At 58.2% G+C, this 2,255-nt stretch carries 1 protein-coding gene and 1 pseudogene; one reads left to right on the forward strand and one right to left on the reverse strand.

Annotated elements, in window-relative coordinates; genetic code table 11:
* Positions 1-527: pseudogene (locus BGIM_RS52835) on the reverse strand (hypothetical protein); the annotation flags it as partial.
* 225 nt (positions 528-752) lie between these two features.
* Here BGIM_RS52835 and BGIM_RS0128210 point away from each other — a divergent pair.
* Positions 753-2,105, forward strand: coding sequence for a right-handed parallel beta-helix repeat-containing protein (locus BGIM_RS0128210; protein ID WP_029630687.1), 1,353 nt, complete (start codon positions 753-755; stop codon positions 2,103-2,105).
* Positions 2,106-2,255 lie beyond the last annotated feature (150 nt).

Raw genomic sequence — 2,255 nt, forward strand, 5'->3', positions numbered from 1 at the left:
TTGACTTCGGCTTGTCCGATGCCGATATGCGTGAGCGGCCGGGATTTGTCCAAGCACGACTTCACCGCCTTCGCCACTCGCTGCACGGTCTTCTCATGGAAATCCAGATCGCAAATCGCCCCCTTGGCCTTGGCGGCTTCGAGAAACTTCTGGGCGGTGAGATCGGCAATCGGCGTGTCGTGCTGGTGTAACGCGGATAATAACACCCGATCCCGCGACGTGCCGACAGCCTCGGCAATCGCCTCCCGCCAGCGATCATAAGCGTCGTTGCGAATCTCACACCAGTCAACAGCCACAATCACCACCGGCTTTTCCAGTCCGCGAATGACGACGCCGTGCGCATACAACGGATCGATGATTTCCTTCACCGGGCTGATGCCCCCGCCCATGCACGGATGCCCGAGAGGGGGCGTCACTTCCACCGAAAACGTGCTGATGGTGAGTTTGGGAACCTCGGCCCGTACCGTGGCCGCCAGGCCGGTCATCGCCGACACTGCCAGAAATTCCCGTCGGGAAATGGTTGACACGAGACCTCCGGTTGTTTGTGATGAGCGGGGAGTTCACGTTTGGAGTTTCAAGTTCCAAGTTTCAAGTTCCAAGTTGAAATCAAAACCCCGCAAAAATTCTCCGGCAAGAGAGATGGCTCTGCCTGATGTTTTCAACTTGAAACTTGGAACTTGAAACTTGAAACTTGGAACTTCCCACTCGAAACTTTTGCCAACTACCCAATCTCGAACCCAAAGGATGTTACCATGTCTTCGGCGGATCACGAAGTGAATCGGCGATTGTTTCTCGGGGCGGCGGGGACGGCCTTGGCCCTCTCGGCGGTGTCTGCCACCAACGAGGCGAAAGCCGTGGAGCGCCCGGCGGTGAAAGACCCGCGAGCCACTAGCGGGGATGTGGCGGTCGAGCCGGATTGGGATGAAAAACTCACATTGCTGGTCGGCCCCAAGAAGGGGCAGATCGTCGGCACGGACGAGAAGGCGATTCAAGCGGCCGTCGATTATGTCTCCCGATTAGGAGGCGGCACGGTGAAGTTGCTGGAGGGGATGTTCAAGCTGCGGAACTCGGTGATCTTGAACAACAATGTGCGACTCATCGGCAGCGGGCCGGACACGATCCTGATGAAAGAACCGATGGCGAAGAGCAAGCTCATCGTCGATTCGGACTGGTTCGATCAGGAAATCACAGTGGCCGACGTCAAGGGCTTCGAGATCGGCGACGGCGTTTGCCTGCGCTGCCGCAACCCGCACAACGGCGGGCCGACGGTCATCAAGCGGACCATCATCGCCAAGTCCGGCAACCGGCTCAAGTTGAACCAAGGATTGCGGGAGAACATGTGGCTGATGGGCGAATCTTACGCCGCCACGTTGTTCCCGCTGGTGACCGGGGAATACCTCCACGACTTGCACATCGAAAACCTCGTGATCGACGGCAACAAAGCCAGCAACGACAACCTCGACGGCAATTACGCCGGTTGCATCTTCCTGCAAGACTGCCGCAATGTGACCATCAAGCGAGTGACCGCCCGGAACAACAACGGCGACGGCATTAGCTGGCAGATTTGCCACGATGTCACGGTGGAAGAATGCCACAGCCACGACCACGCCGGGTTGGGCCTGCATCCCGGCTCCGGCTCGCAACGGCCGATCATGCGCGGGAACGTGTTGAAGAACAACGAGATCGGCCTCTTCTTCTGTTGGGGCGTGAAGTACGGCCTCGCGGAACGGAACATCATCGAAGACAACCGCGTCGGCATCTCCGTCGGCCACCGGGACACGGACAACCTGATCGTCTCCAACAGCGTCAAGCGAAGCGGCCGTGTCGGCATCCTCTTCCGGGCCGAGCGAGGCAAGACATTCGCCGGCCACCGAAACACCGTGGAGAGCAACATCGTGGAAAACACCGGTGGCCCGGAAAGCGTCGCCATTGATGTCGAAGGCGAAACCGAAAAGCTGGTCTTCATTCACAACGAACTGCGCGAGAAACGGGAACCCGCCAAACGAATCGGCTTCCGCTTCGGGCCAAAGACTGGCGAGATCACGCTTCAGGAAAACAAGATCGAGGGATTTGCGACGGATACGCTGGACCAGAGAAAAAAGTGAAACAACGACCAAAGGCGAGCCGGGCCGCGTAAGCGCCCGGAGACAGTCACTCTTCAATTGCTCAAGCGATTTTGAAGCGTGACTGTCTCCGGGCGCTTATGCGGCCCGGCTCGCCTTTGGTCATTTCTCAAGGCATCGCAATATCTTTGT

It is taken from the genome of Zavarzinella formosa DSM 19928, assembly GCF_000255705.1.
Classification (GTDB): Bacteria; Planctomycetota; Planctomycetia; order Gemmatales; family Gemmataceae; genus Zavarzinella; species Zavarzinella formosa.

Bases quoted from the DNA above. Each gene is read 5' to 3' on its own strand.
- BGIM_RS0128210 (WP_029630687.1), top strand. From the start codon at position 753: ATGTCTTCGGCGGATCACGAAGTGAATCGGCGATTGTTTCTCGGGGCG.